The 19,281-nt window shown below is 60.3% G+C and carries 15 protein-coding genes; 9 read left to right on the forward strand and 6 right to left on the reverse strand.

Annotated elements, in window-relative coordinates:
- Both uvrC and AC13F2_RS13085 read left to right on the forward strand, forming a co-directional pair.
- On the forward strand, window positions 1-1,959 hold the full coding sequence (gene uvrC / locus AC13F2_RS13080) for an excinuclease ABC subunit UvrC (protein ID WP_482965442.1): 1,959 nt from the start codon (window positions 1-3) through the stop codon (window positions 1,957-1,959).
- 78 nt (window positions 1,960-2,037) lie between these two features.
- Window positions 2,038-2,553 carry a hypothetical protein gene (locus AC13F2_RS13085; RefSeq protein WP_482965443.1) on the forward strand — a complete coding sequence of 172 codons (516 nt, stop codon included), beginning with the start codon at window positions 2,038-2,040 and terminating at the stop codon, window positions 2,551-2,553.
- Between the two features lie 118 nt (window positions 2,554-2,671).
- Here AC13F2_RS13085 and AC13F2_RS13090 read toward each other — a convergent pair whose 3' ends face one another.
- A complete protein-coding gene (locus tag AC13F2_RS13090) occupies window positions 2,672-3,289 on the reverse strand; it encodes a hypothetical protein (RefSeq protein ID WP_482965444.1) in 618 nt (205 codons plus the stop codon).
- 136 nt (window positions 3,290-3,425) lie between these two features.
- On the opposite strand from AC13F2_RS13090, the gene AC13F2_RS13095 reads away from it, so the two are divergent.
- Window positions 3,426-3,740 (forward strand): hypothetical protein, encoded by a 315-nt coding sequence (locus tag AC13F2_RS13095; RefSeq protein ID WP_103024879.1) that lies wholly within the window; start codon window positions 3,426-3,428, stop codon window positions 3,738-3,740.
- A gap of 149 nt (window positions 3,741-3,889) precedes the next feature.
- A complete protein-coding gene (locus AC13F2_RS13100) occupies window positions 3,890-4,387 on the forward strand; it encodes a hypothetical protein (RefSeq protein ID WP_482965445.1) in 498 nt (165 codons plus the stop codon).
- A 72-nt stretch (window positions 4,388-4,459) separates the two neighbouring features.
- Here the strand turns inward: AC13F2_RS13100 and AC13F2_RS13105 are convergent, their stop codons facing one another.
- Together AC13F2_RS13105 and AC13F2_RS13110 are read right to left on the reverse strand one after the other, a co-directional pair.
- Window positions 4,460-6,136, reverse strand: coding sequence for a M28 family metallopeptidase (locus tag AC13F2_RS13105; protein ID WP_482965446.1), 1,677 nt, complete (start codon window positions 6,134-6,136; stop codon window positions 4,460-4,462).
- Window positions 6,137-6,206: 70 nt separating this feature from the next.
- A complete protein-coding gene (locus AC13F2_RS13110) occupies window positions 6,207-8,123 on the reverse strand; it encodes a DEAD/DEAH box helicase (protein ID WP_482965447.1) in 1,917 nt (638 codons plus the stop codon).
- A 267-nt stretch (window positions 8,124-8,390) separates the two neighbouring features.
- Between AC13F2_RS13110 and AC13F2_RS13115 the strand changes: the two genes are divergently transcribed.
- From AC13F2_RS13115 to AC13F2_RS13135, 5 genes are all read left to right on the forward strand, one after another.
- A complete protein-coding gene (locus AC13F2_RS13115) occupies window positions 8,391-11,279 on the forward strand; it encodes a TonB-dependent receptor (RefSeq protein WP_482965448.1) in 2,889 nt (962 codons plus the stop codon).
- Window positions 11,279-12,292 carry a phytase gene (locus AC13F2_RS13120; protein WP_482965449.1) on the forward strand — a complete coding sequence of 338 codons (1,014 nt, stop codon included), beginning with the start codon at window positions 11,279-11,281 and terminating at the stop codon, window positions 12,290-12,292. Before AC13F2_RS13115 ends, AC13F2_RS13120 begins: the two co-directional genes overlap by 1 nt.
- Before the next feature lie 85 nt (window positions 12,293-12,377).
- Window positions 12,378-12,938, forward strand: a complete 561-nt coding sequence (locus AC13F2_RS13125; RefSeq protein ID WP_196846551.1) for a sigma-70 family RNA polymerase sigma factor — start codon at window positions 12,378-12,380, stop codon at window positions 12,936-12,938.
- Window positions 12,931-13,689, forward strand: a complete 759-nt coding sequence (locus AC13F2_RS13130) for an anti-sigma factor (protein WP_482965450.1) — start codon at window positions 12,931-12,933, stop codon at window positions 13,687-13,689. The genes AC13F2_RS13125 and AC13F2_RS13130 overlap by 8 nt, the downstream gene beginning before the upstream one ends.
- Window positions 13,690-13,930: 241 nt before the next feature.
- Entirely contained in the window at window positions 13,931-16,054 is a 2,124-nt protein-coding gene (locus AC13F2_RS13135) for a hypothetical protein (RefSeq protein WP_103024871.1), read from the forward strand.
- An 89-nt stretch (window positions 16,055-16,143) separates the two neighbouring features.
- Here AC13F2_RS13135 and AC13F2_RS13140 read toward each other — a convergent pair whose 3' ends face one another.
- Genes AC13F2_RS13140 through AC13F2_RS13150 form a run of 3 tightly spaced genes read right to left on the reverse strand, consistent with a single transcriptional unit; the run spans window position 16,144 to window position 19,180 of the window.
- Window positions 16,144-17,073 carry an acyl-CoA thioesterase gene (locus AC13F2_RS13140; RefSeq protein WP_221597740.1) on the reverse strand — a complete coding sequence of 310 codons (930 nt, stop codon included), beginning with the start codon at window positions 17,071-17,073 and terminating at the stop codon, window positions 16,144-16,146.
- 56 nt (window positions 17,074-17,129) lie between these two features.
- Entirely contained in the window at window positions 17,130-18,008 is an 879-nt protein-coding gene (locus AC13F2_RS13145) for a transcriptional regulator (RefSeq protein ID WP_482965451.1), read from the reverse strand.
- Window positions 18,005-19,180: a GNAT family N-acetyltransferase gene (locus AC13F2_RS13150; protein WP_482965452.1), complete on the reverse strand. Its 1,176-nt coding sequence runs from the start codon at window positions 19,178-19,180 to the stop codon at window positions 18,005-18,007. The genes AC13F2_RS13145 and AC13F2_RS13150 overlap by 4 nt, the downstream gene beginning before the upstream one ends.
- Window positions 19,181-19,281: the final 101 nt, after the last annotated feature.

Below are 19,281 nucleotides of genomic sequence, written 5' to 3' on the forward strand. Positions count from 1 at the left end.
ATGTCGCGTACGAAAGCCGGTTCTCCACACGATCCGAGAGGCAAGGAGCGTTTTCACGAGGAAAGCGCGACCAAGGTCGTGGCCAGCGCGCAGCCCGATCTCGAAGCAGGTATCACGGCGATCCGCGATACGGTGAAAACCCTGAAGCCCCGGCCCGGCGTCTACCGTATGCTCGATACGCGAGGGGATGTGCTCTATGTCGGGAAAGCGCGCAGCCTGAAGGCGCGCGTGGCGAATTACACGCAAGTAAAGGGGCTGTCCAATCGCATCCAGCGCATGATCAGCCAGTGCCGCGCGATGGAAATCGTCACCACCAATTCCGAAGCAGAAGCGCTGCTGCTCGAAGCCCAGTTGATCAAACGCTATCGTCCGCCGTTCAATGTGCTGCTCCGCGACGACAAGAGCTTCCCCTTCATCCTGCTGCGCGCCGATCATGTCTATCCGCGGATCATGAAGCACCGCGGTGCGCGCAAGGCCAAGGGCAATTATTACGGCCCCTTCGCAAGCGCCGGTTCCGTCAACAAGACGCTGAACGCGCTGCAGAAGCTGTTCCTGCTCCGCAGCTGCACCGACAGCTTTTTCAACAATCGCGACCGGCCCTGCCTGCTCTACCAGATCAAGCGCTGTTCGGCCCCCTGCGTCGGCCGCATCGACGAAGCGGGCTACGCCAGCCTCGTGCGCGAAGCGAAGGATTTCCTTGGCGGCAAATCGGGCGCCGTTCAGACGCAGATCGAAAAGCAGATGGCGAGGGCGGCCGAAGATCTGGATTTCGAAACCGCCGCCATTCTGCGCGACCGTTTGCGTGCAGCAACCTTCATCCAGGGTAGCCAGGCCATCAATGCGCAGGGGGTCGGCGACGCGGATGTCTTCGCACTCGCAGCCAAGGGTGGGCAAGTAGGCGTGCAGGCTTTCTTCATTCGCGGCGGGCAGAACTGGGGGCACCGCACGTTCTATCCGCGCAATATCGGCGATCTCGACATGGACGAGGTGTTGTCCGACGTGCTGCTGCAATTTTACGAGGAAGTGCCTCCTCCGCGTACGATACTGGTCGATCGCGAACTTGCTGAACAGGAACTCGTTGCAGAGGCGCTGGCTGAAAAGGCGGGACATTCGGTGGTGATCTCGATCCCGCAGCGTGGCACGCGCCGGAAGCTGATGAGCCAGGCACAGCGCAATGCCGTTGAGGCATTGGACCGGAGGCTGGCCGAAAGCGGTACGAAGGCGAAGGTTCTGCGCGAACTGGCCGAATTCCTTGAACTGGATGACGTCCCGCAGCGTATCGAGGTTTACGACAACAGCCATATCCAGGGCACGAAGGCGGTTGGCGCGATGGTCGTGGCAAGTGCGGAAGGGTTCGAGAAGGGGCAGTACCGCAAGTTCAATATCAAGAGCGCGCAGACCAATGACGACTTCGGCATGATGCGCGAAGTGATGAGCCGCCGCTTCCGCAACCTCGCTGAAAATCCGGATGGCGAGGAGGGGAAGGCGAATAGCCACGAAACCGTATGGCCCGATCTCGTCCTGATCGACGGAGGCAAGGGCCAGATGTCATCGGTGCGCGACACTCTGGCGGAAATGGGGATCGAGAATGTGCCCCTGATCGCCATTGCCAAGGGCCCGCATCACGGGCGGGAGGGGCGCGAGGTGTTCCACTTCCCGGATGGGCGGGAAAAGACGCTGCCGGTGAATTCACCGCTGCTGTTTTATCTGCAGACCCTGCGGGATGAGGTTCACCGCTACGCCATCGGTGCCCACCGCGCAAAGCGCAGCCGTGCCATCACCGCATCACCGCTGGACGAGATCCCCGGCATCGGCCCCTCGCGCAAGCGCGCGCTCCTGCTGCACTTCGGGACGGCGGGAAAAGTAAGAGCGGCAGCGCTAGACGATCTCAAACGCGCGCCCGGTATCAGCGAAGGCGTGGCGCAGCAGATCTACGATTTCTACCACGCTGGCGGGTGAGGTGTGGAGGGGCTGCTAACGACCCCATTGCGGACTATCGGCGTCTATCGCTAGCCTACCGCTCTCTAGGGGGATTTTATGGAAGCGATTTGGAAGCTTTGTATTGCGTTGGTTGGGGTCGTCCTGACGACCAGTTGCGAACATAGCTATAATCGTTCGCTAGGTGATGAAGCCTGTGATGTTACCGGTAAAGCTTTTCATTATGTTGATGCGGCTGGCACTGTCATCACAATACTCGATGAAGATGATGGATATACCGTATCTGGGCCAGGCGTTCACTCGGCGGATGTTGATCACCTCTTCTTCCACGCAACTAGGAGTGGAGTAGATGTCTTCGTTCGGAATTACGGCGCCATCAACGCTCGCCTGCTTCAAGGGAAAGAATGGACAGGCAATGGGCTGGATTGCAGGGCGTCGCGCGACCAAACTACGTCGTCATCCGAAGTGTCCTGCGTCAATATCTTTGGCGACATAAACGGTTATCACTACCGACCGGGAGTGGGAGTGGATGAGATTTTCACGATAATAAATGGCCATAAATTTGCCGCCAAGCTAAGCGGCCCCGAAGGTTTATTCTTAAATTGCGCATTTTAGCCCCCGATTGGGCTCGTCTTCATGTCCGCATTCCACCCCGATTGTGACGTTCCAGTCGCCTGTGGAGTGAGCGAGAAGCGGACCTCCCGCTTACGACCCTAATGCGGACGTTGAACCTCTATGGCGCTTCTATTAATCGCGCCTCAATTGCAGCGGCACGAATGGCTTCATGTTTCACACTGATGACCGACGATCGAGCGAACACGTTGTAGTGATCGCCACCGAAGACTTGTAGGCACAAATCGTTCTCATCGATGATGATGTCATACTCGCTTTGGGCATTTGGACCCGATTGCGGGGTCCCGTAATCGTCATGGGTCTTGCCGGGTGGCGGATAGGCGCGCACTACATAAATCGTGTAACGATACGCCCCATCTTCGGATTTTTCGATAGGCTGGCTGCTCGAACGATCCCAGAAGCCTCCACCCCCGTTATCAAACTCCCCGAATGAGATAAGCTTGTGATCATCGACTAGCGGGCAATAGTCTGATGCGACTCCAATCCAATAGGTCGGATACCCAACCGGAAGTTGGTGTGCGGAAGCAAGTTCAAGCTTTAGGTAACCGCCACCGTCAAATCCATCTCCCGGCCCGGGCATCTCTCGAACAAAACCGATCCGTTCAACTTCGAATTCGCCAAGGTCATGAGTGTAACCTGCTTCCGCGAGCATAGGCTGCATTTGTTCGCACCCACTTGCGAGCAGGCCGGCAGTGAGACAGGCGATGAGTAGTTTCACTACCGGTCGATACAACAACTGATGTCCGCTTCCCACCCTAGTTCTTGACGCTTAGGTGAAGCATCGCAGGTGCCAGAAGCCGACAGGTAGTTAGCGACCCGTTGCGGACATTGATGCAAGCGGATAAGAATTCGTCATGAAAACGAGCGAAGAACCAAGTTGGGTCATTGCTAAGCGGACGAGTGATATTGCATTTCGGAATGCGGCTGTGGGCGTTTGGCTTGCTTGCTTTCCCGTTGCTTTAATTATGATGATTGTTTCCCCACTTGAGTACGGCGCTCGAATGTGGGCGGCAGCAGCCATGTTTTTCTTTACGGTTTTCGCCTGCTTGCTCTTGCGTCGTAAGACAGCCAAGAGGTCGTTTATTCGCACATTCAGCACGACCTGCTCGGGGCTTAGTTTTATTGCGGGAATTTCAGCATTCTCCGCAGGTGTGATGAGTGTTGGTTAAACCGAAAGGCAGCTTTCCACCCCACATTCGGACATAACTTTACGCCCGAACCTGATCCCGGTTTGGGTTTTCCCTCGTCCATCCCACGCACGCAATCAGACACGAAAAACCCTTTCCTACACACCGCCAACTGTGCCTTACCCTCCCGGATGAAGCACTATCTTCCACCCGATCGCCACTCCCGCGCGCGCAGCATTCCCATCCCGCCCTTTCATGCCGTGCCTCTGCGCCTTCGCGCGGCTGGGTGGACACCGCTGCGCCAGGCGGAGTTTATCGGGCATCTGGCGGCCACGCGTTCGGTAGCCCGGGCAGCGCGGGAAGTGTCGATGGCGCGCGAGACAGCCTATCGTTTGCGAGACAAGCCCGGCGCGCAAGGCTTCGCGGCCGCGTGGGACGTTGCGCTAACGCGGCTTGGCAGCGAGGCCAGCAGGGCGCGGTTGCTGGTGGCCTTGGCAGCCGCGCATGAGGCGCTTAAACCTTCACGGAAGGTCACAACCGCGCAACTCACCTGGCGGGTTGAAACCGGTATATGGCAAGTCCGCCTGTGTGCCGGGCGCTATGACAGCGTCCGCCGTAAAGCCGACAATCCTGCACTTTTTGCACTGCTCGCTCGCACCGGGCGGGGCGGAATGGGGGAGATGGTATGATGGAAAGTCACGGCTTTGCGCGCGGCGGTTCGTGTCAACCGCGCAAGTCCGTGTTTTCGGCCCACCAGGTTATCAGCGCACGTCCCTCACGGCAGCGCTTTCCTCCCTTACCGATTTGAATTCGGAGCCGTCCTTCCACTCAGGCCATTGACTGTTGTTCGCCAATTCGGCGCCCAAGTCGCGGAACAAGGCGATGTCCTCCACCGCTCCTGCAAGGTTCCAGTCTTCGCTCCACGCGTCGCAGGCGGCGTGGTAGCAATCGCCGGTATAGGCATCGACCCACGCTTGACCGGCTTCGGTACCGCCTTCGACCAGATCGGAAGCGCCTGCGATGCCCATCATCAGCATTACCGGTACGCCGCGCTTGGCGAGGCTGAAATGGTCGGCTCGATAGAACAGGCCACGTTCGGGTAGGCTTTCCTCGCTTACCGTACGCCCTTGGGCCTGCGCAAAGCGAGCAAGATCGTCTTCCAGCGTACTTTGCCCTTTACCGACCAGGATCACATCCTTCGACCGGCCCGCGGTTTGCAATATGTCCAGGTCGAAATTGGCGACGGTCTTGTCCAGCGGATATATCGGATTGGCGGCATAGTATTCGGATCCGAGCAACCCGCGCTCTTCCGCAGTCCAGAAGGCGAAGATCACGCTGCGTTCGGGCGCGGGGCCACTCTTGAATGCGCGGGCGATTTCAAACAGCCCGGCAACGCCCAGCGCATCGTCATTCGCGCCTGCGCGGTAGATGCGGCCCTGTTCGTCCGGTTCACCTTCACCATAGGCGTCCCAGTGAGCGCCGTAGATTATGCTCTCGTCCGGTTTCGATTTGCCGGAGATCTTCGCCAGTACATTCTGGCTCTGAACGACATCGCTCTTTACGGGGAACGATGCGGAAAACGTCGTATCAAGATCGACAGGTTTGAAATCCCTGCGCCGCGCAGCGATGCTCAGTTCGGCCAGATCCTGCCCGGCAGAAGCGAACAGCGTTTCGGCGGTTTCTCCTGAGATCCACCCCTGCAGCGCGAGGCTGGTGATATCATCCTCGGGGCGGACGACATCGTAATTCTCGCCCCCAGGGCTCTCCACGACATTCCAGCCATAACCAGCGCCCGGCGTTTCGTGGACGATCAATGCACCGATCGCCCCCTGCCGCGCAGCCTCTTCGAATTTGTAGGTCCAGCGGCCGTAATAGGTCATCGTGCGGCCCCCGAATGTGCCCGCGACCTCCTCACCATCCTGGGCATGGAAATCCGGATCGTTCACCAGGAACACGGCGACTTTTCCCTTGAGGTCGACACCCTTGAAATCGTCCCAACCTCGTTCTGGCGCATCGACACCGTAACCGACAAAAACCAGCGGGGCGTTTTCGATAGCGGCCGTATCGGACGGCTGCAGGGTCGACACGTAAATATCTTTCGGGAAGTTCAGACTTTTGGTGGTGCCGCCATGTTCGAACGACAGGGTCTTCGGGGTGCCGAGTCGAGTGTGAAGCAATGGCACCTTCTGGGTCCACGTACCGTCTTCGCCGCCCGGTTCCAGTCCCAGTCCCTGCAAACGCCCGATGAGGTAACCGATAGTCCGTTCTTCGCCGACCGTTCCAGGCGCTCGTCCCTCAAACTGGTCGGAAGCCATGGTGCGTACGGTTTCTTCCAGCCTGTCCGGATCGATGCCTGCCGGTTCCCGTTCCGACTGCTGCGCGATCGCAGAAGTGGTGAAGAACAGGGCAGTCGTTATGGCGAGGCTGCGTAGGATCATTGAACGCTCCGGCTAGGGTAAAACATTACCCTAGCCGGTGTGTTCATAGGTGCAAGGTCAGCGGCCCACTTCAGGGCTTGGGCGGTTTACCCTTCCCCTTGAAGGGCTTGCCCTTCTTGAAGGGTTTGCCGCCGCCAGGCTTGCTATCGCCCGGTTTGCCCCTGAAGCCGCCGCCGGGTTTGCCCTCGCCAGACTTGCCCCGGAAACCGCCACCGGATTTGCTGTCGCTGGTCTTGCCGCGGAAACCGCTGCCCTCGGGCTTCCCATTGCCGGACTTCCCTCTGAAGCCAGCGCCGCCGCCGGGCTTCCTGTTCAGCGGGCGAGCGTGGACTTTGCCACCGCCACCATGCTTGCGGTTCTCACGCGCTTCGACACGTGGGCCTTCCGGTGCTTCGACAATGGCAATGGCGTCCTGTTCGTCATCGGGGCTTGCTGTGCGCTGCACAGCATCCGCGAACTTGGCAGCAATGGGACGGGGCACCTGAAACCAGGTTTCATGCTGGCCAATGCGGATCGCACCGATTTCATTCCGCGTGATGTGCCCGCGGCGACAGATCAGCGGTAGAATCCAGCGCGGCTCGGCATTCTGGCGTCGCCCGATGTCCATGCGGAACCACACGACATCTTCGAAGCCGGGACGGTGACGTTCGGCCTTGGCCTTTTCCCGTGCTTCGGGCGTGTTGGCGAGCAGTTCTTCCGGCTCGGGCATTTCCGCCCTGTGCGCCTGCACCAGTGCAGCGGCGATATCTTCCGGGGCCATGCGGGTCATGATGTCGGCAGCGAGTTCGCGATCATACTCTTCGATTTCGCGCGGTGCCGTCAGGTTCTCGATCAGACGGGTACGGTCTTTTTTCCGGATGGCTTCCGGAGTCGGCGCATCGATCCATTCGGCTTCGATCTGCGCGCCCCGCAGCATGCCTTCCACCCGGCGGCGCCGGTTGTGGGGGACCACAATGGCGGCGATACCCTTCTTACCCGCACGGCCTGTGCGACCGGAACGGTGCTGCAGCGTTTCCGCGTCGCGCGGTATCTCGACATGAATGACGAGGCTCAAGGTCGGAAGATCGATACCGCGAGCTGCAACGTCGGTCGCCACACACACACGAGCGCGGCGGTCTCGCATTGCCTGAAGGGCCTGATTGCGTTCGCTCTGCGAATGCTCACCAGAAAGCGCGACCACGCCGAAGCCACGGTTCTGCAATGTCGCGTGAAGGCGGCGGACGCTTTCGCGAGTGGCGCAAAAGCAGATTGCCGTCTCAGCTTCGTGAAAACGCAGCAGGTTGACGACCGCGTTTTCGATTTCCGACGGCCCGACAGCAACGCCCTGGTAGGCGATATCGCCATGTCCACGCGTTTCGCCGACCAGCGAAAGTCTCAAGGCGTTGCGCTGATAGCGTTCGGCCAGCCGTTCGATCGGGCGGGGCATGGTGGCGGAGAAGAGAAGCGTGCGGCGTGTCTCGGGCGTTGCGTCGAGGATTTCCTCGAGATCTTCGCGAAAACCCATGTCCAGCATTTCGTCCGCTTCGTCGAGTACCACGCCGATAAGGCCCGACAGGTCCAATGCGCCGCGCTCGATATGGTCGCGCAGGCGCCCCGGGGTGCCGACGACGATGGCCGGTCCGCCACGCAGGTTGCGCCGTTCCTTGCTCGCATCCATCCCGCCGACACAGGTTGCGATGCGCAGGCTTGCACCTGCAAAAAGCCACCCGAGTTCACGGCTGACCTGCAGCGCCAGTTCGCGCGTTGGAGCCACTACGAGCACGAGGGGGGTCTCGCTCAATGGCGAGCCGCCGAGGTCGCTCAGCAACTGGTCGGCAAGTGCCAGACCGAAGGCAACCGTCTTCCCGCTGCCGGTCTGAGCGGAAACGATCAGGTCGCGACCATGCGATTCGGCTTCGGTCACGGCCTTCTGAACGGGGGTGAGCGCCTCGTAGCCACGAGCGGTCAAAGCCTCGCCGATCACCGGCGGGAGGTGGGAAAACGACATTGAATTCTTTCTTTTGGGCGCGGGGCTCGGCAGGGGGTGCCGGCTCGTCGCGGAGCGGGCACGGCCCGCAATCGCGTGCGCCCTACACGCAAATTGCGCGTTTGGCCCGCATTATTTGCACTGACGGTCGGTCGAGCGCTCGCAAGGCCCGGCATTGTGACAAATGAAAGGCAAAAATAGCGCATTTGTCGTCAAACCGCCTCCGTGCGGCAATCAACCGGTCAAACACCAAAGCTAGGCGGCCCTCAACTTACTCGGAGGGCAACCATGAAAATCAGACATTCCCTATTCGCCGGCGCTGCAATCGCCGCCATGTCACTTCCCGTTCTTGCTCATGCTGGCGAGGTCGCCGGGACGGTTTCGGATACAAGTAACACCATTGCGCTGCGTAGTGCGCAGGTCCGCATTGTCGAACTGGACCGCGTGACAGCAACATCGCGAGACGGCTCCTTCCTGTTTGCCGATGTTCCGGCTGGCGATTACACGCTGGAAATTACGTATGTCGGTGCGGAAACCGCCACCCGGTCGATCAGCGTCCCCGCTACCGGCACAGTGCGCGAGGATGTTGCGCTGGCAGGTTTCGGGGATGATGAGATCCTGGTTGTTGGTCAGGCTGCCAATTTGTCCAGCGCGCTTTCGCGCAAGAAGGAAGCCGATGGCATCTCCGATGTGTTGACGCGCGATGCGATCGGCCAGTTCCCCGACCAGAACGTCGCTGAAAGCTTGCGCCGCCTGCCCGGCGTGAACGTGCTGAACGATCAGGGGGAGGGGCGCTTCGTATCGGTGCGCGGCCTCGATCCGGAGCTCGTATCGACCTCACTCAATGGGGTCCGTTTGCCTTCACCCGAAAGCGATGTGCGCTCGGTCGCGCTCGACGTTATCTCCAGCGACATCATCGAATCGATCGAAGTGAAGAAATCGCTCACTCCCGACATGGATGCCGACACAATCGGTGCTTCGGTCGAAATCCAAACAACCAGCGCTTTCGATCGCAAGAAGGACTTGCTGATCGTCAAGCTCGAAGGGAGTTATAACGATTACGCCGACGCTCTGACGCCGAAAGCAAGCCTCGATTTCGCCACTCTTCTTAGCGACAATTTCGGCGTATCCGGCGGCGTTTCCTATTATCGACGCAAGTTTGAGACCGACAACATCGAAGCCGACGACTGGATCGACGAGGGCGGCATCGTTCCTCTCGAGCTGCAGTATCGCGATTATGACGTGGAACGCGAACGGATCAGCGGCACCTTGGGCTTCGATTTTCGCGCCAGCGATACCACCGACCTTTACGTCAAGGGGACGTGGAGCCAATTCGACGATCAGGAATATCGCCGCCGGCTGACGTTCGACATGGGCGACTTCGAAGATTACGGACCGACCAGCTTCGCCAATGGCATTGCGACGTTCAACGATGCGACCATTCAAGATCCGGAAAGCGACGATCCTGCGGACACGGTGCGCCAGCGGATCGGCGTAGAACGCGATATCAAGGACCGTTTCGAACGCCAGCGGATCTGGTCTGTCGTTGCAGGCGGAAAGACCGATACGGGAACCTGGTTCGCTGACTACTCTGCCAGCTATGCCCGCGCTTCCGAACGCGAGAATGGCAGCGTCGACCCGGCAGAATTTCGTCAGCGTTTCTCGGACGACGGCCTCGAAATCGGCTTCGATCTGACGGATCCGCGCGTTCCGCTCTACACCGTCAATGCCGATCCGGGCAGCTTCTACGATCCGGCGGCTTACGAATTGACCGATATCGAATACACCGCGCTTTCGGACGCGAGTGACGAGGAATGGGCGGGACGCGTTGACTTCGGGCGCCGGTTCATCACGGACGGGGGTGAATTCACGGTACAGGCCGGTGCCAAGGGCCGCTGGCGGGACAAGCGTTACAATGCCAACATCGAATTCTACGAGAACGACAGTTTCACGCTGGACCAGGCCCTGGGCTCTGCCACCTATCGCCTGATTTCCCTCGAACCGATGGCGAGCAACACCGGCGCGAGCGATTTCTTCCGCGCAAACCGTGACGATTTCGAATTCGTCGCACTCGATAGTGCCTTCGATTCAGCGGTGTCTGACTATTCCGTCGGCGAAGACATCATGGCTGGTTATCTTCTGGGCCGATGGGACAGCTCGACGCTGCGTGTCATCGGCGGTCTGCGTTACGAACACACCAGCAACGACATTCGCGGCAATCTCGTCACGCTCGTCGAGGAAGGGGGCACTTTGCCTGATGGGGGTGAAGCCGCCGACGACACTGTGCTCGTCGAACCCACCACGATTGACAAGAACTATGGCAACTGGCTGCCCAGCCTGAATGTCCGTTTCGAGCCGACCCGGAACGTGGTTCTGCGCTTGGCCGGATACCGCAGTCTCGTGCGCCCAAAATTGTCGCGCCTTGCGCCTCGTTTCGCTGTCGAACAGAATGACGATGACGAGCGCGAAGGCGAGTTCGGCAACCCCGACCTTCTGCCGTACAAGGCGTGGAATTTCGATGCCTCGGCCGAATATTACATGAGCAGCACCGGTGCGATCACGGCCGGCATCTTCTATAAATCCATCGAGGATTACATCGTGGATGCCAATTTCGAGGGTGACGATCCGCCGTTCAACGGTGTCTACCGCGGGATTGAATTCGACGAAGCGGTCATTCCTCTGAATGGCGATACGGCCGAGGTGTTCGGCGTGGAAATCGGAGTTTCGCAGGCGTTTACCTTCCTGCCCGAACCGTTCGACGGGTTCGTCGTCAGCGGCAACTACACCTACACCGATGCAACGGGCACGGTGTTCACCGATGGCGACATTGCCGATCCTCGCAAGATCACGCTGCCCGCAACATCCAAGCATACGGCCAACCTATCGCTCGGTTACGACAAAGGGCCGGTCGATATCCGCCTGTCGGGAACCTACCGCGACAAGTATCTCGACGAACTGGCTGGGACGGCCGAATACGATCGCTTTGTCGACGACCACTTCCAACTCGACCTCTCGGCCAAATTTCGGGTCACCGATGGTATTCAGATCTTCTATGAATGGGTGAACATCAACAACGCGAAATATTTCGCTTACAACACGCTCGGCAACCAGCGTAACCTGTTCCAGTACGAAGAATACAATTGGACCATGAAGGGCGGCGTGAGGGTGACTTTCTGATGCGCAGCACACTTCCCATCCTCGCCAGCGTCAGCCTTGCCGCATGTGCGACTACCCCAATGCCCGGCGATCCAGCCGTCCCGGTCTATGCCGTTGCAGAAACCGTGCCGGTAGCGACGGCGAATGAAGACGCTGCCGATGATCCTGCGATCTGGCGCAACGCCGCATCGCCGAGCGACAGCCTGATCGTCGCGACCGACAAGAAGGGCGGGCTCTACGTCTATGGCCTCGACGGCGAGGTGAAGAGCTTCAGCGAACACCCTGCGCTGAACAATGTCGATCTCGTCGACATGGGCGATATGGGCGTGATCGTCTTTGCCAGTGACCGGAGTGATCCCGTAAATGCCGGCATCATGCTTTATCGGCTCGATACGGCGAATGGCACACTGACGAAGCTAGGTCGCGTCGCCACCGGTCCGGGCGAGGCTTACGGTATCTGCGGTACACGTCGCGGCAACACCCTTGTCGTCTACACTGCCCCCAAAAGCGGGCGGATCGGGGAATGGGAAATCGCGCTCGACGCGGCGCCTGCCGCACGCGAACTGCGCACCATGCAGGTGCGCACCCAACCCGAAGGCTGCGTTGTCGATCATCGCAACGGTACGCTCTACATCGGTGAGGAAGACGTCGGCATCTGGCGCTTCCGGTCCGATGCAACGACGGGCGAGCTGGTTGCCGAGGTGGACGGGCGCAAGCTTGTCGCCGATGTCGAAGGATTGGCGCTCGTTCCTGAGGGCACCGATGACGGCTGGCTCTATGCGTCCAGCCAGGGCGACAACACCTATATGCGTTATGCTTTGCCCGACATGACACCTGCAGGGCGGTTTCGCATCGCAAAAGGTGCTTTCGGCAGTGCCGAGGAGACCGACGGGATCGAAGCGATGGCAGGCGATTTCGGACCGGCATTTCCCGGCGGACTGTTCATCGCCCAGGACGGCATGAACGAAGGGAAAGCGCAGAATTTCAAACTGGTCCCGCTGGCTGAGATCGAGAAGGCGCTCGCGACCGAGTAAATACCTCGCGGACATGGTTTTCGCTGACAGAACCTTACCTTGACATCGATGCTCCGGTGGCGGACACATCGGTGTCAGGGGGTAGATGAGACGAATGTCGGCTGCGCGCGAGGAATTGACGGGGGCGATGGCCGGCATTGCTGGCGGCGATCGTAGGGCGCTTAAAACCGTCTACCGCCTGACATCGGCCAAGCTTTTCGGCACAATTGCGAGGATCGTTCCAGACCGCGAACGAGCCGAGGATGTCCTTCAGGATGTCTACGTCAAAGTTTGGCGCCGTGCCGCGCGTTTCGACAGCCGCAAGGGGAGCCCGATTACCTGGCTATGCACGATCGCACGGAATACCGCGCTCGACGAACTGCGCCGTGACGGTCGGATCGTCGAGCGGGCGGAAGCGACGCTGCCCGAAGTCGAAGACATCGATGTTCTTCCCGCCGACGAATGGTTGTGCGCGATGGAAGAGAGCGAGGCTTTGGCGCGCTGTTTGAAAAGGCTGTCGGGTGATCAGCGCCGTTCCATCAGGCTCGCGTTCTTCGATGGCTATTCATATTCCGAGCTTGCTCTGAAAATCGACGTTCCGCTCGGCACATTGAAGAGCTGGATCAGGCGCGGCCTTGCCGGTTTGAAGGGCTGCCTTGGTGGCTGATGACGAAGTAATTCAGTCGGACGACCCGTTCCTGACCGCGGGCGAACTCGCTCTGGGTGTACTCGAGGGCAGTGACCTGGCGGCCGCTCGTCGCTTGCAGCTTTCCGACGTGACCTTCGCGGGGGCGGTCGAATGGTGGGAGGCCCGGCTCGGCGCGATGAGTGAAGGAGCGCAGAGCGCTCTGCCCTCCGATGCTGTATGGCAGGGTATTGTTGCACGGATCGACGCAATTGATGCCCAGCGAGACATGCCGGCCGCAGCAGCGATGGCCCCTGTGCACGGGCGGGGCCCTGCGGGATGGAGCATTGCTGCAGCGCTCGTTGGCGTGAGCGCAGCCGCAGCGGCCTTGGTTCTCTTTTTGTCCACCCCAGCGACATCACCGGTTGCACCGCCGGAAATTGCCGCAGTTGCGGGTGATCAACTTGTCGCCCAACTGACAGATGCGGAAGCTAGTCGCAGTCTTGCGAGCCGCATCGATCCCGAAAGTGGGCAGCTAAGGCTCGCAATCGCCGGTCTGGAAGCGGAACCGGGCAAGACCCCTGAACTATGGGTCATTCCTGCAGGCGGTGGCCCGATATCTTTGGGCGCGATTCCCCAGCAGGGCAATTTCGCTCGTGACCTGTCGGTCGAGGAAAGCTCGTTGTTGGCGGCGGGAGCAACGCTGGCCGTCACTTTCGAAGACGACACGGGCGAACGGCATGAAACGCCTACCATGCCGATCCTGCTGGCAGGTCCTCTGGCGGAAGTCTGAGCCAAATCTCAAAATAATTCTCTGATACTATTCAGGGCGTTGAGACAGATATTCTTATTTTTCTGCGCGCGAGTGCATCCGATCGGGCTGCACGCAAGTAGCTGTTGGCGTCATCTCGATCGGGATGGCAGCCGAGACCCGTAGGTCTTCGTGCAGAACAAGGTGGAATAACCGCCAGCTGTGGGAGAGGATGGCCCGCGTCGATCGGCTTTCTGGTCCGTTAAAGGAAAGAGAAAGCATCATGATCAAGACTTTCGAAAATCGCATCGCAGCCGCACTTCTGGCCGGTACTGCAAGCCTGGCATTTGCCACGCCTGCGCTGGCAGATGGAACCCCGGAATGTAATGCCGCGAATACAAATTCTACCGAGTGCGGCGTAGATTCGGTTGCGACAGGTAACGGCGGCGTCGCCGTCGGAACAGGTGCCGTAGCAGATGGTACCGATGCAGTGGCGATCGGCAGCGACGATGCCGGCGCCGCCCCCGCTACGGCGACCGGTCCGTCAACCACCGCGGTTGGTGGAGAGTCGGTCGCTACCGGCCCTGGCGCAAGCGCTTATGGCTGGCAGTCGATGGCCACCGGTGAACGTGCAACGGCGCTTGGCCATCTTGCGACCGCGCAAGGGGTTCGCTCTGTCGCTGTGGGCGAGAATGCCGATGCACAGACAGACAATGCGACAGCGATCGGCAATGAATCGATCGCCAATGGCATCGATGCACTGGCTGTTGGTGACACGGCGATGGCAATGGGTAATTCGACCAGTGCAATTGGCGGCGAAAGCGTCGCAACCGGGCCGGGTGCGTCGGCCTTCGGCTGGCAAGCACTTGCAACCGCGGAACGCGCGACTGCGGTCGGGCACCTGGCAACCGCACAGGGTGTTCGCTCCGTCGCGATCGGTGAGAACGCCGATGCCCAGACGGACAATGCAACGGCGATTGGCAATGAATCGATTGCCAACGGTATCGACGCACTGGCTGTTGGTGACACGGCAATGGCCATGGGCAATTCGACCAGTGCGGTCGGCGGTGAAAGCGTCGCGACCGGACCGGGCGCGTCTGCCTTTGGCTGGCAAGCGCAAGCCAATGCAGAGCGTTCTACCGCCTTGGGGCATCTGGCAACGTCGGATGGTTTCGCGTCGGTCGCAGTAGGTGAAGCTGCCGCTGCGCAAGGTCGTGGCGGCATAGCTATCGGCGGCAACACCGACGGTGGCGCATTCGGTGCCCTCGCAACCGATGACGCTGGCATCGCACTCGGCGGCGACGCCGAAGCTCGCGGCGTAGGCGCTATTTCCATCGGCAGCGATGGCGACGGTGATGGCGATGGCTCGGTAGCTGACGGTGTGGATGCACTTGCTCTTGGTGCAGACGCGACCGCTATGGGCAATTCGACCTCGGCTATCGGCGGTGAAAGCGTTGCCACTGGGCCGGGCGCGTCCGCTTTTGGTTGGCAGTCCTCTGCCGGTGCAGAGCGAGCCACTGCGCTCGGTCACCTCGCTACCGCGCAGGGCGTTCGCTCTGTCGCGATAGGCGAAAACGCCGATGCACAGACTGACTTCAGCACCGCGATCGGCAATGAAGCGATCGCCAATGGAGTGGATGCTCTGGCAATTGGCGACACGGCGATGGCGATGGGCAATTCGACCACCGCAGTCGGCGGCGAAAGCGTTGCGACAGGTCCAGGCGCGACAGCTTATGGTTGGCAGTCATCGGCTGGAGCAGAACGTGCCACGGCGCTCGGCCACCTTTCAAATGCATCGGGTGTTCGCTCGGTCGCAGTAGGTGAAGCTGCCGCTGCGGCTGGCGATGGATCGATTGCCGTAGGTAATCTGGCCAGCGCGACGGGCGCGAATTCAGTTGCCATCGGTAATGGCGCCAGCGCGACCAATGATGGACAGGTCGTGGTCGCTTCGCTCGACACAAGCACAGGATCGCAAGTCGGACCCATTGCTGTGGTAACTGCCGATGCCAACGGAACGCTGGGCGTCAGTTCGTCAGCAGGGCTGAGTAATCTTGCCAGCTTCACCGACGTGCAGGCAAACAGCGTGGCGATCGCCGGCAACTCCGCCGCCATCATGGATCTGCAGGGCCAAACCGGTCTCCTGTTTGACCTTGCTGCCGAAAACAGCGTGCAGGCCCGCCGTGCAAACGAAGGCGTGGCAATGGCGCTAGCCATGGAATCGCCAATCATCATGCCGGGTAAGCGCTTCGGCGTAGCGGGCGGCTTCGGCTATTATAACGACCGTGTCGCAGGTTCGGCTTCGGTTGGCCTCCGCGTAAGCGACAGCACCGTGTTTACCGGTGGCCTTGGGGTCGGCTTCGACTCCGGTGAGGTGGGCGCACGCGCCGGGTTCCAGGCTTCCTGGTAATCCATCTGCCAGCTTCCTGAAGGACCAGGAAGGAAGGGCGGGGTGCCATGCATCCCGCCCTTTTTTGCGTCTCCATCCGCTGGGCCGAGCTATTCGCCCGTCTTTACCCGTTTCCGCATCATCCCTTCCTGAGCGACACTAGCGACCAGTTCCCCCGCGCGGTTAAAGATGCGTCCGCGGTTGAAACCCCTCCCGCCACCGCTCCATGGGGCATCGGTGGCGTAGAGCAGCCATTCGTCGGCGCGAGCGGGGCGATGGAACCAGATCGCATGATCCAGGCTGGCACCGACGAGTTCGCCCCGCATCCAGCTGAGCCCGTGGGGTAGGGCGCTAGTCCCCAACAAGGTATAATCGCTGGCGTAGGCGATAATCGCACGATGCAGTGCAGGGTTCTCAAGGATCGAAGGCAGATCGGAGACGGTACGGAACCAGGTATGCGCTCGGGGCGCGCGCGGTTCGCTGTTCATCCAGTGCAACTGATCGACCGTGCGCATGTCGATAGGTCGAGGGCGCAGGACGAGAGCGCGTTGCTGTTCGCCCATTCGGTCTCCGGCACGCTCGACCATGGCGCGGCGCATTTCCTGATCGCTCTTGAGTTCTTCGGGCGCTGTCACGTCCGGCATGGCCACATCGTCATGCGACAGGCCGTCCTCCGGTCGCTGGAAACTCGCGGTGAGGTTCAGAATGGCCCGCTGCTCGCCAGTATCATCTGCCTGACTGGCAACGACGCGCCGATTGGCAAAACTGCGTCCATCGAAGTCGCGCGCGGTACGATAGGCGATATCCACGCCCTCCTTCCCACCACGAAGGAAGTAGGCGTGCAGCGAATGTGCTTCCAGCCCATCGGGCGCGGTCGCTTGCGCGGCTTGCAGGGCTTGGGCAATGACCTGACCGCCAAATACGCGCCCGACCCCGCCAGCTTGCTGCGGGGCGGTAAAGGCGTCTTCGCCGTCGCGGGACACAGTCAGCAGGCTGACGAGCTCTGCGACCAATTGTTCAGGGGACTGTTTTTCGCTCACGCCAATGGCTTTGCGGAGGGTTTACGTATCCGTCAAGCGCCCGACTTGTCGGCAAGTCACTTGCCGGAGCGGAAGGTCCTTCGCCAAACCCGGTAGGCCAGTGACTTTGCACGATTGCTGGCTGGCCAGCGCCCTGGCGCACGCGGGTTGATGCCCCATTTCCGCACGATCCCGTTGAAGCAGCGGGAGTCGGATTCGGCATAGCTCCAATCGCTGCGCCAGGTGATGGAAAGCGAGATTGAACTGGCCGATCCATTGCGCACGAAATGCGGTGCCATGACAGGAACGTATACGGCCTCTCCCGGATCGATCGCGAAGGGGGTGCCGCCGGGCAGCAAATCGTTGCTCCAAGGCAGTTCGCGCGGTCCGCCGAGGTGATAGCTTTCATGGACCTCATCGGGAGCATAGATGGGGTTGCCCGCCGGGAACTGGGTCATGACCTTGTTGCCCTTGAGCTGCAGCAAGATGTTGTGTTCCGGATCGAAATGGTAGGGCGTGACAGCGTTCGGGCTGGATATAAAGATGAAGCCCTGCGGTGTCAGCATGGTGCCGGTCGTTGCCTCTATCATGGGGCGAAGTTCTTCCAGAAGCCCCATCAGCAGAGCATCATATTCGGGGATTCGCTCGATATTCTTGAGCACCGCCCAGCTGTTGCTGGTGGCGATATGGCGAATGGTTTCGCCGATGGTGAGCCCGTTCGAACCTGGCTTTCCATCCACGCCTACCGGCAGATCTCCGCGGTTGTATTCGACGGAACGCTGCGGCAGAGCTTCCGCCAGACCGGCCAGCGCATCGAGCGCGAGCCGATCGTCATCCTTCAAGTCATGGCGCAGGACGTGCGGTCTTTCGGGGTAATCACGTGCGAATCGAGCGTATGATTCACCCGAAAACACCCGTGTTCGGCGGGCGGTAAGCGTCTGATCGTGTGCGGTCATCGGTTGTTCTCCGACCTGCGGGCTTCGATTGATGTCAGAATGTCGCCGATCCCCCGGCGGATCGCGCCGCCGACCGGGATGGACACGGAAACGATGTCGCGACGATCGTCCCAGATCTGTTCGATCATGGGATGTCCGGCAGCCGCGCAGCTATCGGTCATCTCGATTTCTTCACGCTCCAGCAGGGCGAGGTTTTCTACCTGCAACAGCATTCCGGGCGACAGTTTGTAAAGATCCTCGTCGAAAGCCGTCTTGAAGCTGTGGGCGAGGGGGGGCGTGACGAAATTGCAGAGCATTGCCACCGGCTTGCCGTCGACATGAAACGCCAGCCGCTCCAGCCTTTGCTCCCGGGCCGCGCCCTGAAGGCTTTCACGGAAAAAACAAGCGGTCTGCCGCGCACTGACGAGCGAGGATCTTTCCTGTCCTTTCCAGCCTGCATCTTCGAGATGGAGAAACTGGTCGATCCATTCGTCCAGACAGTCCTCCCCCGTCGCTCTGGTAAAAATCGTCTGGCCGGTTTCCTCCAGCCGCCGCCGCTTGCGAGACAATTCCTTGCGACGCTTCTTTCCGAGGATGGAGGCCAGATGAGCTTCGGGCGACAGACCGCGGCGAAGACAGGCCCGGCTAACGCGATGGACAACCCGGTTAGGCCTTCGTTTCGCCTTGCAGACACGGTTCAGCGTATCGACGGCAATCCCGTCGCCGGGGAGACACGCGATATGAAGGAACAGGCTCGATCGCCAATTGCGGTCGCTCCAGTCGAGTACGGCCGACCAGAACGCTTCTGCATGATCCCCCGCAATCAACGGTTCCCCGCAGAAGCTATTCGGGTGCATCCAGTTGCCGATGTGGGGCAGAGGATGACCGTGATAGTTGCGGGCCCGGTGTAGTGGCATGAGGCCCACCAGTTCGCCGCCCACGACCAGTGTCGCCAGATGAACGGTGCCGCGAGGATCGAACTGCTCGAGCGAGGGCAGGACGAACCAGTGTTCGCCAAATGGATTGGGCGTGGCTGCGGACGCGGCAAGACGGCGCCACGATTGCACGAACTCCGGAGATACGCAGACTTTCCAGGGTCGTACGGAAAGCCCGTCGGGACCAATGGGGCGTGACCCGACGCTCGCGGGTTCCCCACGCCAGCCGTCTTCGATCAGGTCTTCGATCCGCGTCAATTGAAGGCGTCCCCTAGTCGGGCGATAGCATATATCGAAGCGCCTTAAACTTGCTTAATGCGCCAAACGCAAAGGGCGGCGGTACCTAGAGATACCGCCGC

It is taken from the genome of Qipengyuania sp. L-5Y, assembly GCF_056859455.1.

What these genes read in the sequence shown, in the direction of transcription:
- AC13F2_RS13100 (WP_482965445.1), top strand. Translation starts at nt 3,890, where the DNA reads ATGAAGCACTATCTTCCACCCGATCGCCACTCCCGCGCGCGCAGCATT.
- AC13F2_RS13085 (WP_482965443.1), top strand. Translation starts at nt 2,038, where the DNA reads ATGGAAGCGATTTGGAAGCTTTGTATTGCGTTGGTTGGGGTCGTCCTG.
- AC13F2_RS13115 (WP_482965448.1), top strand. Translation starts at nt 8,391, where the DNA reads ATGAAAATCAGACATTCCCTATTCGCCGGCGCTGCAATCGCCGCCATG.
- AC13F2_RS13120 (WP_482965449.1), top strand. Translation starts at nt 11,279, where the DNA reads ATGCGCAGCACACTTCCCATCCTCGCCAGCGTCAGCCTTGCCGCATGT.
- AC13F2_RS13105 (WP_482965446.1), bottom strand. Translation starts at nt 6,136, where the DNA reads ATGATCCTACGCAGCCTCGCCATAACGACTGCCCTGTTCTTCACCACT.
- AC13F2_RS13145 (WP_482965451.1), bottom strand. Translation starts at nt 18,008, where the DNA reads ATGACCGCACACGATCAGACGCTTACCGCCCGCCGAACACGGGTGTTT.
- AC13F2_RS13095 (WP_103024879.1), top strand. Translation starts at nt 3,426, where the DNA reads ATGAAAACGAGCGAAGAACCAAGTTGGGTCATTGCTAAGCGGACGAGT.
- AC13F2_RS13135 (WP_103024871.1), top strand. Translation starts at nt 13,931, where the DNA reads ATGATCAAGACTTTCGAAAATCGCATCGCAGCCGCACTTCTGGCCGGT.
- AC13F2_RS13125 (WP_196846551.1), top strand. Translation starts at nt 12,378, where the DNA reads ATGAGACGAATGTCGGCTGCGCGCGAGGAATTGACGGGGGCGATGGCC.
- uvrC (WP_482965442.1), top strand. Translation starts at nt 1, where the DNA reads ATGTCGCGTACGAAAGCCGGTTCTCCACACGATCCGAGAGGCAAGGAG.
- AC13F2_RS13110 (WP_482965447.1), bottom strand. Translation starts at nt 8,123, where the DNA reads ATGTCGTTTTCCCACCTCCCGCCGGTGATCGGCGAGGCTTTGACCGCT.